At 65.2% G+C, this 17,524-nt stretch carries 15 protein-coding genes; 10 read left to right on the forward strand and 5 right to left on the reverse strand.

Going from position 1 to position 17,524, the window contains the following annotated elements; genetic code table 11:
* Positions 1–201 precede the first annotated feature (201 nt).
* The 3 genes from ACCQ07_RS06120 to ACCQ07_RS06130 are packed head-to-tail and all read right to left on the reverse strand — an operon-like array spanning position 202 to position 4,135.
* Positions 202–2,499, reverse strand: coding sequence for a xanthine dehydrogenase family protein molybdopterin-binding subunit (locus tag ACCQ07_RS06120; RefSeq protein ID WP_372363902.1), 2,298 nt, complete (start codon positions 2,497–2,499; stop codon positions 202–204).
* Positions 2,496–3,584, reverse strand: a complete 1,089-nt coding sequence (locus ACCQ07_RS06125; protein WP_008574115.1) for an FAD binding domain-containing protein — start codon at positions 3,582–3,584, stop codon at positions 2,496–2,498. The genes ACCQ07_RS06120 and ACCQ07_RS06125 overlap by 4 nt, the downstream gene beginning before the upstream one ends.
* Positions 3,557–4,135 carry a (2Fe-2S)-binding protein gene (locus ACCQ07_RS06130; protein ID WP_005916366.1) on the reverse strand — a complete coding sequence of 193 codons (579 nt, stop codon included), beginning with the start codon at positions 4,133–4,135 and terminating at the stop codon, positions 3,557–3,559. The genes ACCQ07_RS06125 and ACCQ07_RS06130 overlap by 28 nt, the downstream gene beginning before the upstream one ends.
* Before the next feature lie 297 nt (positions 4,136–4,432).
* Here ACCQ07_RS06130 and ACCQ07_RS06135 point away from each other — a divergent pair, with 297 nt between their 5' ends.
* The 4 genes from ACCQ07_RS06135 to ACCQ07_RS06150 all read left to right on the forward strand — a co-directional run bounded on the left by ACCQ07_RS06135 (position 4,433) and on the right by ACCQ07_RS06150 (position 7,415).
* Positions 4,433–5,752, forward strand: coding sequence for a DUF763 domain-containing protein (locus ACCQ07_RS06135; protein WP_372363903.1), 1,320 nt, complete (start codon positions 4,433–4,435; stop codon positions 5,750–5,752).
* Positions 5,749–6,342 carry a GIY-YIG nuclease family protein gene (locus tag ACCQ07_RS06140; RefSeq protein ID WP_008574111.1) on the forward strand — a complete coding sequence of 198 codons (594 nt, stop codon included), beginning with the start codon at positions 5,749–5,751 and terminating at the stop codon, positions 6,340–6,342. The genes ACCQ07_RS06135 and ACCQ07_RS06140 overlap by 4 nt, the downstream gene beginning before the upstream one ends.
* 62 nt (positions 6,343–6,404) lie before the next feature.
* On the forward strand, positions 6,405–6,749 hold the full coding sequence (locus ACCQ07_RS06145) for a cupin domain-containing protein (RefSeq protein ID WP_008574109.1): 345 nt from the start codon (positions 6,405–6,407) through the stop codon (positions 6,747–6,749).
* A gap of 162 nt (positions 6,750–6,911) precedes the next feature.
* Positions 6,912–7,415, forward strand: a complete 504-nt coding sequence (locus ACCQ07_RS06150) for a DUF6496 domain-containing protein (protein WP_071118372.1) — start codon at positions 6,912–6,914, stop codon at positions 7,413–7,415.
* Between the two features lie 107 nt (positions 7,416–7,522).
* Here the strand turns inward: ACCQ07_RS06150 and ACCQ07_RS06155 are convergent, their stop codons facing one another.
* Together ACCQ07_RS06155 and ACCQ07_RS06160 are read right to left on the reverse strand one after the other, a co-directional pair.
* Complete coding sequence (locus ACCQ07_RS06155; protein ID WP_011346700.1) at positions 7,523–7,948, reverse strand: type II toxin-antitoxin system death-on-curing family toxin; 426 nt, start codon at positions 7,946–7,948, stop codon at positions 7,523–7,525.
* 8 nt (positions 7,949–7,956) lie between these two features.
* Positions 7,957–8,178, reverse strand: coding sequence for an AbrB/MazE/SpoVT family DNA-binding domain-containing protein (locus ACCQ07_RS06160; protein WP_008574105.1), 222 nt, complete (start codon positions 8,176–8,178; stop codon positions 7,957–7,959).
* 149 nt (positions 8,179–8,327) lie between these two features.
* Here ACCQ07_RS06160 and lexA point away from each other — a divergent pair, with 149 nt between their 5' ends.
* The 6 genes from lexA (at position 8,328) to ACCQ07_RS06190 (ending at position 17,492) form a co-directional block, all read left to right on the forward strand.
* Complete coding sequence (gene lexA / locus ACCQ07_RS06165; protein WP_031421534.1) at positions 8,328–8,933, forward strand: transcriptional repressor LexA; 606 nt, start codon at positions 8,328–8,330, stop codon at positions 8,931–8,933.
* A 1-nt stretch (position 8,934) separates the two neighbouring features.
* The gene (imuA, locus tag ACCQ07_RS06170) at positions 8,935–9,588 is read left to right on the forward strand and encodes a translesion DNA synthesis-associated protein ImuA (RefSeq protein WP_011346702.1); all 654 of its coding nucleotides are present in this window, start codon (positions 8,935–8,937) and stop codon (positions 9,586–9,588) included.
* A gap of 9 nt (positions 9,589–9,597) precedes the next feature.
* Complete coding sequence (locus ACCQ07_RS06175) at positions 9,598–11,016, forward strand: Y-family DNA polymerase (protein ID WP_218489170.1); 1,419 nt, start codon at positions 9,598–9,600, stop codon at positions 11,014–11,016.
* Positions 11,017–11,190: 174 nt separating this feature from the next.
* Positions 11,191–14,439, forward strand: coding sequence for an error-prone DNA polymerase (locus tag ACCQ07_RS06180; RefSeq protein WP_372363904.1), 3,249 nt, complete (start codon positions 11,191–11,193; stop codon positions 14,437–14,439).
* Positions 14,440–14,871: 432 nt separating this feature from the next.
* The gene (locus tag ACCQ07_RS06185) at positions 14,872–16,464 is read left to right on the forward strand and encodes an alpha/beta hydrolase family protein (RefSeq protein ID WP_041470025.1); all 1,593 of its coding nucleotides are present in this window, start codon (positions 14,872–14,874) and stop codon (positions 16,462–16,464) included.
* A gap of 209 nt (positions 16,465–16,673) precedes the next feature.
* On the forward strand, positions 16,674–17,492 hold the full coding sequence (locus ACCQ07_RS06190) for an HDOD domain-containing protein (RefSeq protein ID WP_033478574.1): 819 nt from the start codon (positions 16,674–16,676) through the stop codon (positions 17,490–17,492).
* Positions 17,493–17,524: the final 32 nt, after the last annotated feature.

Here is a 17,524-nt window from a genome sequence, read left to right on the forward strand (position 1 = left end):
GTATCGACACATAAGGCAGAGGACGCTGCGCATGACAGGGTTGCGAGTGGCATGCGCCGCATTTGCCGCGCTATCGCACGGCCATGCGTCTGACCGACATGGCAGCAGGCCCAATGCATCGCTGCATTGGGCCCGACTGTTGGGATCACTTCACTACCCTTGGCGCCAATCATTGACTGCAAGCGCAACGTGCACTGCAGGTCAGTCCGCCATCACCTTGTCCGGCGTCATCGGCGTGCTGCGGATGCGCTTGCCGGTGGCGTGGAAGATGGCGTTGCAGATCGCCGCAGACACGCCGACCAGGCCGATCTCGCCCACGCCCTTCGCACCCAGGCTGCTGACGACGCGGTCGTCTTCGTCGGCGAAGATCACGTCGATGTCGTGAATGTCGGCGTTGGCGGAGACGTGATACAGCGCCAGGTCGTGATTCATGAAGCGGCCGAAGCGATGGTCCGATTGGGTGTGCTCGTGCAGCGCCTGGCCGATGCCCCAGACCACGCCCCCCACAATCTGGCTGCGTGCGGTGATCGGATTGAGGATGCGCCCGGCGGCAACGGCGCTGACCACGCGGGTGACCCGCACCGTGCCCAGTTCTTCGTCCACCCGGACCTCCACAAACACCGCGCCGTGCGTGGCACGGGTGTATTTGCGTTGCTTGAGCACGTTCGGCAGCAGGAGGAACTTATCTTCGATCTGCTCCAGCCCTGCAGTGCGCAGCAGGTCGGTCAAGGCGATGGTGCTGCCGGCATCGGCCCGCAATGCCAGCTTGCCGTCGGCAAAAACCACATCGTCAGGTTTGGCCTTGGCAAAGCGCGAGTCCGGCAGGGCCTGGGCCAGGCGCAATAGACGCCCGCGCAGCTTTGCGCACACGCCATCCACTGCCGAGCCCACCGTGGTGACGTGCGAGGAGCCACCTTCGATCGGCGCAACCGGCAAAGTGGAGTCGCCAAGTTGAAACGTCACCTGCTCCAGGGGCAGGCCCAGCGCTTCGGCAGCGATCATCGCCATCACCGTATAGGTGCCGGTGCCGATGTCGCTGGCTGCGCTGCTGACCACCAAACGGCCGTCGGCATGCAGCGCCGCATGTGCGCGCGCGAACATCTGCATCGCATCCCACTGCCCGGTGGCCATGCCCCAGCCCACCCACTCGCTGCCTTCCTTGCGCGCGCGCGGCTGCAGGGGGCGTTGCGCCCAACCGAAGCGCTCAGCCCCTTGCTCGTAACACTGGCGCAGCGCCTTGGTGGAGTAGGGCTTGTCGTCGGCCGGATTGACCTCGGCGTAGTTCTTCAGGCGCAGTGCCAACGGATCGATGCCGACCTCATAGGCCAACTCGTCCATCGCCACTTCCAGCGCATGCACACCATGCGCGGCGCCGGGCGCACGCATGTCGATGGGGCTGTATTGGTCCAGACTCACCAGCTTGTAGCCCAGGTGCACGTTGTCGCAGGCGTACAACTGACCGCTCCAGTTGACCACCACCTCGACGTAGTCTTCGATGCGCGAGGTTTCGGCGATGGCTTCATGCCAGACCGAGCGCAAGGTGCCGTCGCGATCTGCGCCGAGCTTGAGCCGCTGCAGCGTTTCCGGGCGGTGGCCGAAGGTGAACATCTGTTGCCGCGTCAGCACCACGCGCACCGAGCGATCCAGCAGGATCGACGCCATCACCGCCAGCGGCAACTGATACTGCGGGCGCAGCCCGGAGCCGAACGCGCCGCCCACGTACGGGTTGCGCACGGTCACCTTGCGCTTGCTCAGCCCGAACACGTGCGACACGTACCAGCGGCTGTTCTGCGAACCTTGGGTTTTGTCGTAAATGGTGAAATGGCCGTCGGCGTCGCGGATGACGGTGGAAGCGAACAATTCCATCGGGTTGTGGTGCTCGACGCCGCTGTAGTAGTCGGCCTGTACCTGGCACGCGGCATTGTCGAATGCGCTCTGCGGATCGCCCTTGTCCTTGGGTGGCGGCGAAAATCCGGCCTTCAACGGCTTGGGCGCGTGTGCACGGTCCAGGTTGGTCATCAGGTTGGTGTCGTGCGGGTCCTGCAACAGCTCCACTTCCACCAGATGCGCGGCATGGCGCGCTGCTTCGAAGGTCTCGGCAACCACCAGCGCGATGGGCTGGCCGCTGTACAAGATCTTGTTGTCGTACAACGGACGGAAGGGCGAGCCGGCCGGCGCCGTCATGTCCTTGTAGAACAGGTCCATGCCGCGCATGTGCGGGCGGTTTTCATGGGTGACGATCTCCAGCACGCCGGGGACTGCGCGTGCTGCATCCAGATGGAAGGCAACGATCTCACCCTTGGCAATGCTGCTGTTGACCACCACGCCATAGGCCAGGTCCGGCACCGGCCATTCGGCTGCATAACGCGCCTGGCCGGTGACTTTTGCGCGTCCGTCGATGCGCGTGACGCCGGTGCCGGTGGGGCGATAGCCGGTGCCGCTGTCGGCAACCGGCGGGGTCAGCGCGCTGTCGGACAGGTCGGGGATGCGTGCGTTCATGGCGATTCCTCCAGCGCACTGGTGCGCCCGCGGTTGTCGAGGGTGCCCTCGCGCGCAACGCTCAATGCGCGCACGATGGCGCGGCGTGCCAGCGGCAGCTTGAAGGCATTCTCGCCCTGCGGTTGCGCACCCTGCAGCAGCGCATCGGCCAGGCGGCCGAAGGTGTCGGCAGTGGCCGGCTGGCCGACCAGCGGTGCCTCTGCATCGGCATTGCGCCAGGGTTTGTGGGCCACGCCGCCCAGTGCCACACGCACTTCGCGAATGCTGCCGTCGTCGGCCAGATCCAGGGCCGCTGCCACCGACACCAGCGCGAACGCATAGGAGAGGCGCTCGCGGATCTTGAGGTAGGCACTATGCGCAACGAAGCGCTGCGCATCGGGCAGATCGATATGCACGATCAATTCGTCCGGCGCCAAGGTGCTATCCAGTTCCGGGTGATCGCCAGGCAGACGGTGGAACTGCGCGAGCGGAATGTCGCGCTCGCCATTGGCGCCCTGCACGTGCACCACGGCATCCAGCGCGGCCAATGCCACGCACATATCCGATGGATGCGTGGCGATGCAATGCGCGCTGGTGCCGAGAATGGCGTTGTATTTGGTCAGCCCGCCAATGGCCGAGCAGCCGGTGCCCGGGTCGCGTTTGTTGCACGGGGTGGCATGGTCGTAGAAATACATGCAGCGCGTGCGCTGCAGCAGGTTGCCGCCATTGCTGGCCATGTTGCGAATCTGCGGCGAAGCGCCGGCCAGAATCGCCGCGCTCAGCAAGGGGTAACGCGTTTCCACCTCCGGGTGATATGCAGTGTCGGCATTGCGCGCCAACGCACCCAGGCGCAGGCCGCCGTCGGGTTGGGTGCTGATGCTGTCCAGCGGCAGCCGATTGATGTCGATCAAACTGCTGGGGCGCATCAGCTGCAGTTTCATCAAATCGGTCAGATTGGTGCCGCCGGCGATGAAGCGTACCGGTGCCTCGGAGGGCACCGGCTGCGTGTCGCCGCTGCGCACTGCAATGGCGCCAAGCGCCGCATCGACGGTGTCCGGGCGTGTGTAGGTGAGCGGAATCATGCCGGCACCGTCCCGGGCGTCCACGGAGTGGCCGCGCTGTCGCTGCTGTCGCTGGGCTTGCCCATCACCTCCATCACGGCATCGGTGATCTGCGGATAGGCACCGCAACGGCAGATATTGCCGCTCATCAGTTCACGTACCTGGTCGCGGTCGTGCGCCTTGCCTTCGTTGATCAAGCCCACGGCCGAGCACAGCTGCCCCGGAGTGCAGTAACCGCACTGAAATGCGTCGTTGGCGATGAAGGCGCGTTGCAGCGGATGCAGTGTGTCGCCATCGGCCAGCCCTTCGACGGTGGTGATGTCGGCGCCGTCCTGCATGACGGCCAGGGTCAGGCAGCTGTTGATGCGGCGGCCATCGACCAGCACCGTGCAAGCGCCGCATTGGCCATGGTCGCAACCTTTCTTGGTGCCGGTGAGGTCGAGGCGGTCGCGCAGCAGGTCGAGCAGGCTCACCCAGGCTTCGAGCTGCAAGTGATACGGCTGAGCGTTGATGCGCAGGTTGACCGGGTAGGTCGGCGCACTGGTGGTGGCAGTGGCCGGCGCCGTGTCATGGGCAGTGGCGGGTGTGGCAGTCATGCGAACCCCGTGGCGATGGCTGAGGAGAAGGACCACCACCTTGACGGCGCTGTGGTCAACGCAAAGTGACCACGGCTGCGATTGGCACCGATACGACGCGGCGTACGCGCATTCAGGAGCGGCATCGTGATCGCTGCACGCTCGTGCCTGCATGGCGCGAGCGTGCAGGCGGGCACTGTGTGGAGTGTCACGCGGTGCGCTGAATGTGTCAGCTTTGCGCATGCGTCGTGGTGCTGGTGTCCCAGCTGTTGCGACGTGCCGCCATTATCCTGGCGGCATGAAGACGAGGTGGCAGCAATGAGCCGGCGTGGTGGTAGTGCGGATCTTCCCTTGCATGGAGGCCGCGTTCCGCGTTGGTTGGGTGAGCGGATGACGCGGCTTGGCGCAGTGATGTGCGAGGCGATCGTGCACAGCTATGGGCGCGATGAATTGTTGCGGCGGCTTGCGCACCCGTTCTGGTTTCAGTCGTTCGGTGCGGTCATGGGCATGGACTGGCATTCGTCCGGCATTACCACCAGCGTGATCGGCGCGCTCAAGCGTGGGTTGACGCCACTGTCCGGCGAACTGGGCATTCATGTCTGTGGCGGGCGCGGCCGGCATTCGCGTGCCACGCCTTCGGAGTTGCTGGCCGTGGGCGATGCGGTCGGGTTGGACGGCGCCGCATTGGCACAGGCCAGCCGCCTGGTCGCCAAGGTGAACAGCGCTGCCGTGCAGGACGGTTTCGATCTGTATCTGCACGGCTTCATCGTCAGCGACGATGGCCGCTGGGTGGTGGTGCAGCAAGGCATGCATGGGCAGCGCAAGCAGGCACGCCGGTATCACTGGCTCTCCGAAGGCCTGAGCAGTTTTGTGGATGCGCCGCATGCTGCCATCGATGGCGCGCATCAAGGCAACATCGTCAATCTCGCCGACCACCGCGCCGCTGCCTCGCGCGATGCGCAGGTGGAACTGCTGCGCAGCACCGCGCCGGACCGGCTGGCACAGCAGTGGCAACGGATTGCGGGTGTGGAGGCGCCTGCGGCGCAAGGTCCGCTCACCGGCGATCTGTTCGCCGTGCACGCCTGGGACCCGGCACAACAACCGCATCTGTGCATGCCCGACCATCATGACGTGCGCAGCGAAAACGTGATCACACGACGGCTGCACGCCAGCTTGGCCGCCGCTGCCGAAGCGGGGCCGCGCGATTTCACCGCGCTGCTGCAAGTGCCCGGCGTGGGTGCGCGCACCTTGCGCTCGCTGGCGATGGTGGCCGAAGTGATGCACGGCACGCCATGCCGTTTCAGCGACCCGGCACGCTTTTCGCTTGCGCATGGCGGCAAGGACCGGCAACCGTTCCCGGTGCCCACACGCGTGCTCGATCACACCATCGGCGTACTCAAGCAAGCTATGCAGCAGGCCAGACTGGGCAACGACGAACGCTTGCAGGCGATTGCGCGGCTTGACGCGCAGGCGCGTCGACTCGAAGCCAGCGCGCAAGGGCCGACGGTGGACGACTACATCGCGCAGGAACGTCGCGATTCGCATCGCTATGGCGGGCGTGGCGTGTTCGGGTGGGAACCGGCGCCGGAGGATGCGCGCGCGGTGCAGCCGACCCAAGCGCATGCAGGTCGCCGATGAGCGTGCGCGCGCCTGGCAGCACGCCAGTGGCCATCGACGGACGTTGCTTCACCTATGTGTTCCCATGCCAGTGGGAAGACCATTGCAAGATCGGTTTCTCGCGCGATCCGCTGGGGCGCATCGGTAGCCTGCATCCGCGCTGGTTCGATTTTTTCGATCTGGAGCACGGGCTGCTGGTGGAAACCGAGCGCGAGCGCGATGCGCGCGATCTCGAACTGCAACTGCGGCGCCCGCTGCTTGCGCACAACGCACCGCCACCGATGGCGATCCGCGCAGTGGCCGGTGGGCATACCGAATGGTTTCGGGGCGTGGGCGAGGCATTGCAACGTGCAGTCGCGCAACTGCAGCAGGGCGGGTATCGCGTGTTCGTGTTGCGCGACTGGCTGCAGGCGGCGATGGCCCAGCGTATCGATCGCCTCTACGACTGGGCCGCGGTGCAGTTGAGTGCGGACGAACTGGATGGCCTGGTCGGCCCCACGCCAGCACAACGTGCGCTGCGCGATGTACTCGATGGTTACCGCGCATTGGATCTTCCCGTGCAGGCACATGTGCCCGAACATATTTGGGCCTGGTATTGCCGCAACGGCTGAGCATGTTGCCAGCACCTTGACGTGCGTCGCCTCAGCATCGCCTCAACCCTGAGGAGTGCCTTATGCAGATTGCACAACTGACATTGACCGACGCGTTCAAGGTGCTGTTTTCGGTGCGCCAGGTGCAAGCTGCCGAAATGGCGATTGCACCGGGCCAGGGCGAGGGCGGGCCAGACAATCGCCACCGTGGTGCCGATCAATGGCTGTACGTGGTGGACGGCACCGGCGAGGCGGTGATCGAGGGGCAGACGCATGCACTGCAGGCCGGTAGCCTGATCGCCATCGAGCGCGGTGAAACCCATGAGATCCGCAATACCGGGAGCACACCGTTGAAGACGGTCAATTTCTATCACCCGCCTGCCTACGATGCCCAAGGCGAACCCTTGCCAGCCGGTGAGGGGGCGTGATCGCTGGCGGTTTCGCATGTCGTTGAGTGGATCGGTCACGGCGCGGGTGCATGACCTGGAAAAAGCGGCAGGCAGGCTTCAACGCCAGGTGAGCACCGCGCCCACTGCGCATTGACGCGGCGCTTGTTACATCGAGTTGCCATCCACAACAGGGGAAGTGCCATGCCACAGGCCAAGACACGCCGCGCTGCTGCCAAGGACAAGCGCGAAGGAAAATCGGCCAGCACCCAGGCCGGCGAATATGTCAAAGAAGAAATCGACCAAGTGCGCGACGGCGCGCATGGTGTGAAAAGTACCAAGCAGGCCATTGCGATCGGCTTGTCCAAGGCGCGCCGCGATGGCGTGGACGTTGCCCCGCGCAGTTCCGCGTCCAAGGCCACCAAGAAAAAAGCCGCGCAGGACAAGGCAGCGGCAGCCTCCAAAAAGCCGGTGTCGCCTACGCGCTCGGCCGGTGCCAAGAAAGCCCTCAAGACCGCCAGCAAGGGCACTGCCGCCAAGAAGACAGTAGGCAAAAAGGCATTGTCCAAACAGACCACGGGTGCCGCAAAAAAGCGCACTGCCAGCGACCGTTCGACGGCAGCAAAGAAGGCGGCCAAGACCAAGGGCCCGGCAGTACGCAAGGCCGCTGCAAAGAAAGCGGCGGCGACACGGAAGCTTGCCGAGTAAGAGCATCTGTGCCATGCAGCGACGTCAGTGCTGACTGGTTGCGGCGTGTGGATCCAAGACTGCGCATGCAATGCCAGACAAGCGCGTCGCGTGCCACAGGCCTGTTTTCAGCCGTAGTGGCCCTGCGGTTCGTGTACATGCGTGTCCGCGCGCAAACGCACGCGAGGTCGCAGCCATTGCGCAAACGTCGCTTCGCTCCACGCGCCATCGGCTAGGCCCATCATGGCAACGTATTTCTCTTCCTGCGAAGCGATGAGTTCGGCGCCGTTGAGTAGCAAAAAAACCCGATAACACACATGGGCAGTCCGTTTGTTGCCATCTACGAACGGATGATTGCGCGCGAACCCGTAGGCCAGGCTGGCCGTCAGCTCTACAAGATCGGGTGGAGGATCGCCGTAGGAAAACAGTTGCTGCGGGCGTGCCAGTGCCGAGGCCAAGAGTGCCTCGTCGCGCACTCCGCTTGCGCCGCCGTGCTCGCTCAATTGACGTTCGTGGATCGCCAATGCAAGTGCGTGCGTGATCCAGACCAGCATGCGCGTGTTCACTTGGCCAGCTTGTTCAGCACTTGGCGATCCTCGCGCATCACCTGCTCGGCCACATCCATCTGCGCGGCCAACGTCGGGTCGAATGCGGTCAGCCTGATGCCGTCGGGCGTTTCCAGTGCATAGAGTTCGTCGCCCTTTCCAAGCCGCAGGCGGGCCAGCAGTTCCTTGGGCAGGATGATGCCGGCGGAATTGCCGATGGCGGTGATCTTGAGTTTCATGGCGGCATCTCGCGTTATTACGAAAGTTATAACCTTGTCGTCAGCCAGTCGCAAGTGGCGTGCTGAACCGGCTCAGCACGCCAGTCTCGCCTGCTGCGATCGATGGGTGTACAAATGTACACCTTGTCCCGTCCTGCTGCCTCGCCCCGATGCCATCGCTTCCCCCCCAACGTGCCGCCGTGCTGGCGTTCCTGCAGGAGCAGGCCCTGGCGGGCGTCTCGCCCAGTCTGGCCGAGATCGCGCAGGCCTTCGGGTTTGCCTCGCGCAATGCTGCACAAAAGCACGTGCAGGCGCTGGCCGACGCCGGATTGATCGAGCTGCTGCCCAATCAGAAACGTGGCATCCGTGTACCGGGAGGCGCCGGTCGCGATGCATTGCTGGCCTTGCCGGTGCTGGGGCGAGTGGCAGCAGGTCTGCCGATCGGTGCGGATATCGGCCTGGAGCGTCAGCTCTGGCTGGACCGCGCGCTGTTTTCGCTGCGCCCGGATTACCTGCTGCAGGTGCAGGGCGATTCGATGATCGATGACGGCATTCTGGATGGCGACCTGGTGGGCGTGCATCGCAGCAACGAGGCGCGCGACGGGCAAATCGTGGTGGCGCGGGTGGATGGCGAAATCACCATCAAGCGCCTGGAGCGCGGCGCCGAACGGATCCGCCTGCTGCCGCGCAATCGCGCGCATGCGCCGATCGTGGTGGCGGCCGATGCCGACTTCGCGATCGAAGGGCTGTACTGCGGCCTGATCCGGCAGGGCTGACATGAGCCAGGAGCCGGCGCGCATCAGACAGGACGGCAATGCGGCCGTGGCACTGCCGTTGGACGCCCTGCTGGCCGCGCGCACGGTCTGGCGTGCAGGCCAGGGCACGGCCACCGCCAATGGCGGTGAATCCACCGGGCATGTGGCATTGGATGCATTGCTTCCCGATGGCGGCTGGCCGCGGCGTGCCTTGACCGAATTGTTGTTGCCTGCGCATGGCATCGGCGAGATCGCCTTGTTGCTGCCCACGCTGGCACGCATGACCGCCAGCAGCAGCCGGGTGGTATTGGTGGCACCGCCGTTCATTCCCTACGCGCCGGCCTGGCAGGCGGGCGGGGTGGTGCTGGAGCATCTGGAAGTGGTGCAGGCCGAGCCGCGCGAAGCGTTATGGGCGTTCGAACAATGCCTGCGCAGCGGCGCATGCGCTGCGGTACTGGGCTGGCCGCAGACCGGCGATGCGCGTGCGCTGCGCCGGTTGCAGGTGGCGGCCGATAGCGGCAATTGCTGCGCGTTCGCACTGCGCGACCGCCGTCATGCGGTGAATGCATCGCCGGCGGCCTTGCGGCTGGAATTCCTGCCCGAGCGCGATGCCTGGCAGGTGCGCAAATGCCGGGGCGGGCAGGTGCCGTCGCAGCCGTTGCGGCTGGCGCATTGAGGCGCGCGCATGTTGTGGGCCTGCATATTGCTGCCGCAGCTGGCGCTGGACGCCGTCCTTCGGCGTCTGGAAGAACCGCAGGCGCCACTGGCGCTGGTGGAAGGCCCGGCGCAGCTGCGCAGCCTGCATTCGGTCAATGCTGCCGCTGGCGCAGCTGGGTTGAAGGCCGGCATGCGGCTATCGGCGGCGCATGCCTTGATGACGCAGGTACGCACCATCGATTACGACGCGCAAAACGAAGCGCGCACGCAGCGGTTTCTTGCGGCCTGGGCGTATCGGCATAGTTCGCTGGTCAGCCAGCAGTGGTCGCGCGCCATCGTGCTGGAAGCCGGTGCCAGCTTTCGCCTGTTCGGCCCCTGGCCGCGCTTCGAGCGTCGCCTGCGCGATGAGCTGCAGGCCTTGGGCTTCCAGCACCGGCTTGCGCTGGCGCCCACGCCGCGCGCCGCACGCGTGCTGGCTGGGCTGCGCGACGGCATGGTGGTGACGCAATTGCCGGCCCTGCACAGCACGCTCGACAAGGTGCCTGTACGCCGCGCTGCATTGCCTGACGATGCCGGCGAGCGCCTGCAGCACATGGGCGTGCGCACGCTCGCGGCGGTGCGCGGCCTGCCGCGTGACGGGTTGCGCCGGCGGTTTGGTGCGGGCCTGCTCGATCATCTGGATCGCCTCTACGGGCAGGTCGACGACCCACTGGAGTGCTACGCGCCGCCAGACCACTTCGACCACCGCGTGGAGCTGGGCTATGAGGTGGAAACGCATCTAGCGCTGCTGTTTCCGTTGCGCCGGCTGATCGGCGACCTGTGCACGTATCTGTCCATTCGCGATGGCGGCGTGCAGCGGTTTTTATTGCGCCTGGAGCATGAAGAAGGCGCGACCGATGTGGAGATCGGTCTGCTCACGCCGGAACGCGCACCCACCTTGCTGTTCGAGCTGGCCCGCAATCGGCTGGAGCGGGTGGAGATTCCGCGGCCGGTGGTGGCGATGCGCTTGCTGGCACGGCAGCTGCCACCGTTCGTACCGGCCATGCGCGACCTGTTCGATCAGCGCGCGCAGCAATCGGTGGAGTGGCCGCAACTGCGCGAGCGCCTGCGTGCACGGCTTGGCGATGACGCGGTCTATCGCGTGTTGCCGGCCGACGACCCGCGCCCGGAGCGCGCGTGGCGTCGCGCCATCGGCGATGCGGTGCGCGAAGCTGCTGCGCCGCCGCGTCCGCCGCGCCCCACCTGGTTGCTGCCGCAGCCGGTGCCGCTGCACGACCCGCACCTGCGCATCGTGTCCGGCCCGGAACGGCTGGAAAGCGGTTGGTGGGACGACGATGAAGCCCGTCGCGATTACTACGTGGTGGAGACTGCGCGCGGCCGGCGTGGTTGGGCCTTCGCCGCGCCCGGTCGGGTGGACGGCTGGATGCTGCATGGATGGTTCGCGTGAGCGCGCGTATGTTCGCGCGGTATCGGAGCAGGTACCGGCTGTCTGGTGGTTGCGGCTGGGGCGCACGTGGCCGATGCCAGGGCTGCAGGCAAGAGCAGCAGCATCTGCAACGGCGCGATCTGCTACGCATTGCAAAAACCGTCTGGCGCAGCGCGCTGTTGAAGGCAGCCGTCCATGAGCTGGGATGACGCCATCGATGGCGTAGACCGCGACACGCCCGGCGGGCGCATGCCGCGCGCCTGGAATGTGGCCGCACGGTTGCGCGCGGCCAACGACGACATCAGCCATGCGCACGTTGCCGATGGCTTGCCCGCCTATGCCGAGCTGCACTGCCTGTCGGACTTCTCGTTCCTGCGTGGCGCCTCCAGCGCCGAACAGCTGTTCGTGCGCGCACAACACTGCGGCTACAGCGCCTTGGCCATCACCGACGAATGCTCGCTGGCCGGCATCGTGCGTGGCCTGGAAGCGTCGCGCGCCACCGGGGTGCGGTTGATTGTCGGCAGCGAATTCGCCCTGGTCGATGGCACCCGCTTCGTGCTGCTGGTGGAAAATGCGCACGGTTATCCGCAATTGTGCGCGCTGATCACCACCGCGCGGCGCGCGGCCAGCAAGGGCGCTTATCGCGTGGGGCGGGCCGAGGTGCAAGCGCAGTTTCGCGATGTGGCGCCGGGCGTGTTTGCACTGTGGCTGCCCGGTGCGCAGCCGCAGGCAGAGCAGGGTGCCTGGTTGCAACAGGTCTTCGGCGAGCGGGCGTTTCTGGCAGTGGAATTGCATCGCGAACAGGACGATGTCGCACGCCTGCAGGTCCTGCAAGCGCTGGCGCAGCAGTTGGGCATGACCGCGTTGGCCAGCGGCGATGTACATATGGCGCAGCGTCGCGAGCGCATCGTGCAAGACACCTTGACCGCCATCCGTCACACGCTGCCGCTGGCCGAATGCGGCGCACACCTGTTCCGCAATGGCGAGCGCCATCTGCGCACCCGGCGCGCGTTGGGCAATATCTACCCGGATGGGTTGTTGCAGGCCACGGTGGAGCTGGCGCAACGCTGCACCTTCGACATTTCCAAGCTCCAATACACCTATCCCAGAGAATTGGTGCCGCAGGGGCATACGCCTGCCAGTTATCTGCGTCAGCTCACTGAAGCCGGGATGCGGGAGCGCTGGCCGGATGGGGTGCCGAAGAAAATACGCGACGACATCGAGAACGAATTGGCGTTGATCGCCGAACTGGAATACGAGGCTTTTTTTCTCACGGTACAGGATGTGGTGCGGTTTGCGCGTTCCAAAGACATCCTGTGCCAGGGGCGTGGATCTTCAGCAAATTCGGCAGTCTGCTATGCACTGGGCATCACCTCGGTTGATCCGAGCAAGACGCGATTGTTGATCTCGCGCTTCTTGTCCAAGGCGCGTAACGAGCCGCCGGACATCGACGTGGATTTCGAGCACGAACGCCGCGAGGAGGTGTTGCAATACGTCTACGCCAAATACGGGCGCGAACGCGCAGCGCTGGCGGCGACGGTGATCTGCTATCGCGGCAAGAGCGCGGTGCGCGACGTGGCCAAGGCCTTCGGTCTGCCACCGGACCAGATTGCCTTGCTGGCCAATTGCTATGGCTGGGGCAATGGCGAAACACCGATGGAACAGCGCATCGAAGAAGCCGGCTTCGATCTGGCCAACCCGCTGATCAACAAGATCCTGCTCGTGACAGACCACCTGCGCGATCACCCACGGCATCTGTCGCAGCACGTGGGCGGATTCGTCATCTCCGACGAGCCGTTGTCGTTGCTGGTACCGGTGGAAAATGCCGCGATGGCCGACCGCACCATCATCCAGTGGGACAAGGACGATCTGGAAACCATGAAGCTGCTCAAGGTCGATTGCCTGGCCCTGGGCATGCTGACCTGCATTCGCAAGACGCTGGACCTGGTGCGTGGCCACCGTCATCGCGACTACACTTTGGCGACCTTGCCGGATGAGGATGCGGCGACCTACAAGATGATCCAGCGCGCCGATACGGTCGGCGTGTTCCAGATCGAGTCGCGTGCGCAGATGGCCATGCTGCCAAGGCTCAAACCGGCAGAGTTCTACGACCTGGTCATCGAAGTGGCGATCGTGCGCCCTGGCCCGATCCAGGGCGACATGGTGCATCCGTACCTGCAACGTCGCAAGGACAAGAGCCTGATCAACTATCCCTCCGAAGGCGTAGAGCAAATTCTCGGGCCGACATTGGGGATTCCGCTGTTCCAGGAGCAGGTCATGGAGTTGGTGATCCACGCCGGCTACGACCCTGACGAGGCCGACAAGCTACGCCGTTCGATGGCGGCCTGGCGCCGCGGTGGCGACATGGAATCGCATCGCGTGCGCATTCGCGCATTGATGGAAGGCAAAGGCTACGCCTCCAGCTTCATCGACCAGATTTTCGAACAGATCAAGGGTTTCGGTTCCTACGGTTTTCCGCAGAGCCATGCCGCCTCGTTCGCCAAGCTCGTCTACGCCAGCTGCTGGCTCAAACGCCACGAGCCGGCCGCCTTCGCCTGCGGGCTGCTCAACGCGCAGCCGATGGGTTTCTATTCGGCCAGCCAGATCGTGCAGGATGCGCGCCGCGGCAGCCCCGAGCGCGAGCGTGTGGAGGTGCTGCCGGTGGATGTATTGCACAGCGACTGGGACAACACCCTGGTCGGCGGCCGGCCGTGGCGCAGCGCTGCCGATCCCGGCGAACAACCGGCGATCCGGCTGGGCATGCGGCAGGTCGCCGGACTGTCGCAAGTGGTGGCGCAGCGCATCGTTGCCGCACGCACGCAGCGGGCGTTCGCCGATATCGGCGATCTGTGCCTGCGCGCCGCACTCGACGAAAAAGCACGCCTGGCATTGGCAGAAGCCGGCGCTTTGCACGGCATGGTGGGCAACCGCAACGCCGCGCGCTGGGCAATGGCCGGCGTGGAGGCGCGCCGCCCCCTGTTGCCGGGCAGCCCGGAGGAGCGCCCGGTGGCGTTCGAGGCGCCGCGCGCCGGCGAAGAAATCCTTGCCGATTACCGCTCGGTCGGCCTGAGTCTGCGCCAGCACCCGATGGCGCTGCTGCGCCCGCAGATGCGCCAGCGGCGCATCCTGGGCCTGCGCGAATTGCAGGGCCGCCGCCATGGCAGCGGCGTGCATGTGGCCGGCCTGGTTACCCAGCGCCAGCGCCCGGCCACCGCCAAGGGCACCATCTTCGTCACCCTGGAAGACGAGCAGGGCATGATCAACGTCATCGTCTGGTCGCACCTTGCGCTGCGTCGCCGCCGTGCGCTACTGGAATCGCGCCTGCTCGCCGTGCGCGGTCGCTGGGAACGCGTGGACGGCGTAGAGCATCTCATCGCCGGCGACCTGTACGACCTCAGCAACCTGCTCGGCGACATGCAGCTGCCCTCGCGCGATTTCCATTGACGCTTTTTAGGTGCATGGATTGCTGCTAGATTTCGCCATCGGTTTGCCTACAACACGGAGTCGTACATGCGGAAATGGATCATTCCTGCGGCCTTGGTGCTGCTGATGGCGGCCGGCACTGCCACGGCCCAGGTGGATGTCGGCGCCTATATCAAGAAGGACAAGTTCGCCGACATCAAGCTATCGCCCAGCGGCGCGTATTTCGCCGCGACCGTGCCGATGGAAGACAAGACCGCCCTTGCGATCATGCGGCGTTCGGACAACAGCATCGGCGCCACCTTCGTGCTGGAAAAAAACACCTACGTGAGCGATTTCGCCTGGGTCAGCGACACCCGCGTGTTGATCTCCATTGCACAGAAGTACGGCTTGCTCGACAAGCCGCTGCCGACCGGCGAGCTGTATGCCATCAATGCCGATGGCACCGGAGCCGAGTTGCTGGTGGGTTACCGCGCACGCGGCACCGGCCTTGGCACCAACATCAAGGTCAAGAAGACCGAAGCGGTGGCCGCATTCCTGACCGACCCCTTGCCCGACGACGACCGCAGCGTGATCGTGGCGATCTGGCCGATGTCGGGGCAGGATCCTTATACGCGCGCAGAAAAGCTCGACGTCACCACCGGCCGCCGCCTCCCGCTTGCGCGTGCGCCGATTCAGCGCGCCAGCTTCACCACCGACCATCATGGGCAGGTGCGCTTCGCGCAGGGGGCGGGCTCGGACAACGTCAGCAAGCTGTATTACCGCAAGGGCGCGGGCGACGAATGGGCGCTGATCAATGACGAGCAGGTCAGTGGCCATGTCGAAACACCGCTGGGTTTTTCGCAAGACGAGCGCATTGCGTACTTGCGCGTGCAAAGTGCCGACGGCCCCGATGCGATCGTCGGCTGGGACATCCAGGCCAATCGCCGTGAGCAGGTATTGCGCGACGCGGTGGCCGACCCCCTGGAGATCATCTACCGCAACGGCACCACCATCCCGGTCGGCGCCATTTTCATGGCCGACCGCCCCCGCACCCGCTTTTTCGACGAGCATGGGGCACAGGCGCGGATGTATCACAGCCTGGAGGCGGCCTTTGCCGGCAATGCGGTGCGCGTGACCTCCAGCACCAAAGACGGTCGCTACGTGATGCTTGAAGCCTATTCGGGCAGCAACCCTGGCGATTTCTACGTGTTCGATACGCAACAGAACAAAGCCCAGCATGTGATCAGTCGGCGCGACTGGTTCGACCCCGAGCGCACGGCCACCGTGCAGCCGATTGCACTGCAGGCACGTGACGGGGTGCCACTGCATGGGTATCTCACGCTGCCGCGCAGCGGGGGCGACAAACATCTGCCAATGGTGGTGATGCCCCATGGCGGTCCCTTCGAGATCTTCGACAGCTGGCAGTTCGACGACGATGCGCAACTGCTGGCGCAAGCGGGTTATGCGGTGCTGCAGATCAATTTCCGCGGCTCTGGCAATTATGGGCGCCACTTCCAGCACGCCGGCGCGCGTCAGTGGGGCGGCACCATGCAGGACGATGTGACCGATGCAACGCGTTGGGCGATTGACCAGGGGTATGCGGACGCACGCAAGATCTGCATCTTTGGCGCCAGTTACGGTGCGTACGCAGCCCTGATGGGTGCGGCCAAGGAATCGGGCCTGTATGCGTGCGCGGCCGGGTATGTGGGCGTCTACGACTTGCCGATGATGTTCACCAGCGGCGATATCCAGAAGCGCGGTTCCGGCGAGAACTATCTCAAGCAATGGTTGGGCGATCCGGCCACCCTGGCCGCGCGTTCGCCGGTCAGTCTGGCCAGGCAGATCAAGGTGCCGGTGTTTCTGGCCGCAGGGGGCGAAGACGAGCGCGCGCCCATCCAGCACAGCAAGCGAATGGAAGCAGCGTTGCGCCAGGCCGGCACCCCAGTGGAAACGCTGTACTTCGACACAGAAGGCCACGGCTTCTACACCGAGCCCCATCGACGCGCGTTCTACACCCAGCTGTTGGCGTTTTTATCCAAATCGCTGGGTGGCGCCAAGGCCGACTGAGGGTCACCGAGACGGTCGCCTCGTCGAACTGTCCAGTTCGCTTGCCTCTTCTGTCAGTCGGGCCACGCGGTGAGGCAGTGCGCTGTACAGACCCAGCCAGAAGCCTGAGTGAATCATCCTGCCGTCGGTCATTGGCAGTGAACCGGTCCGTGCTACACCATGCAGGTCCGCGCAGCCGCGCTGGCTTGTCTTTCACCCACGAGGCGATCATGAAGTTGGAGGCGTTGTTCGACCAGTTGCACACCTTGCCCACCGTGCCCAAGGTGGCGCAAGACCTGATCCGTCAATTCGACGATCCGCAGACCGATATCGATACGCTGGCGCATAGTATCGAGCGCGATCCGGTGATTGCCGCCAAAGTGTTGCGGCTGGCCAATTCGGCGCGCTTCCATGGCCTGCGCGATTCCACCAGCGTGGAAGACGCGGCCATGCGGCTGGGCTTCAATACCCTGCGCACCCTGGTGCTGGCGTCGGCGATGACGGGCGCGTTCCGGGCTGGCCCGGGCTTCGACCTCAAGGCCTTCTGGCGGCACAGTTTCGAAGTGGCCGGCATCTGCCGCCTGCTGGCGCGCCAGCAGGGGTTGGACCCGGAGACGGCCTTCACCTGCGGGATGATGCACAACATCGGCGAGCTCTTGATCCAGTCCGGTGCGCCGGAATACGCCAGCCGCATCAATCACGAAACCTCCTCTGCCGGTCATGCGGCCGAAGAAACCCTGCAACTGGGCTTCGGCTACCCGGAAGTCGGGGCCGAGCTGGCACGGCGCTGGCAGCTGCCCGTGGTGATCCAGCACGCCATCGCGTACCAGGTCCGGCCCGCCGCGGCCCCGGACGGGGCACGCATGCCATTGCTGGTGGCCCAGGCGGTACTGGTCTGCGATGCGCTGCATGCACATGGCGGCGCCACCGCGGCGGCATTGGAAGCGATACGCAGCCCGCTGATGGACGGCGTGGATCTGGACGCGTTGTTCGCCGCGCTGCCGGAGGTCATCGAGGCCGATCGCGCCTTTGCCGAGTTGCTGCACTAACCCTCGGCAGGATGCGCTGCTACGTCATTCCC

Source organism: Xanthomonas sp. NCPPB 3583 (assembly GCF_041475715.2).
In the GTDB taxonomy this organism is placed as follows: Bacteria; Pseudomonadota; Gammaproteobacteria; order Xanthomonadales; family Xanthomonadaceae; genus Xanthomonas; species Xanthomonas euvesicatoria.